Source organism: Achromobacter sp. SIMBA_011 (genome assembly GCF_046535435.1).
Taxonomy (GTDB): domain Bacteria; phylum Pseudomonadota; class Gammaproteobacteria; order Burkholderiales; family Burkholderiaceae_B; genus Achromobacter; species Achromobacter dolens.
The window spans coordinates 1-305 of record NZ_JAWRWN010000234.1 but is presented as its reverse complement, the minus strand read 5'-3'; the positions used below and the strand labels follow the sequence as shown (position 1 = coordinate 305).

At 64.9% G+C, this 305-nt stretch carries 1 protein-coding gene; it reads left to right on the top strand.

The genetic code is table 11. From position 1 onward, the window contains the following. Positions 1-305, top strand: a 305-nt coding sequence (locus SB816_RS30730; protein WP_410548083.1) for an HlyD family efflux transporter periplasmic adaptor subunit, incomplete at both ends; no start/stop codon positions are given.

Below are 305 nucleotides of genomic sequence, written 5' to 3'. Positions count from 1 at the left end.
GTGACCATCGCCCGCCCGGAAGTGCGCGATGTGGTGGTCGATGTTCCGCAATTTGCGGCCCAGCGACTGGAAATCGGATCGGCCTTCGCGATTGCGTTGCAGCTCGCCCCTAAAATACACACAACCGGCGTGGTGCGCGAGATTGCCCCGGAAGCCGAAACGGCGACGCGGACGCGCCGCACGAAAATCAGCCTGCAGGATGTGCCGCCGGCGTTCCGGCTCGGATCCGTCGTCACGGCCTCGGCGCTTGCCGCCTCCGAGCCGCAGATCATGCTTCCCTCTTCTGCCCTGCTGAAAACCGATGG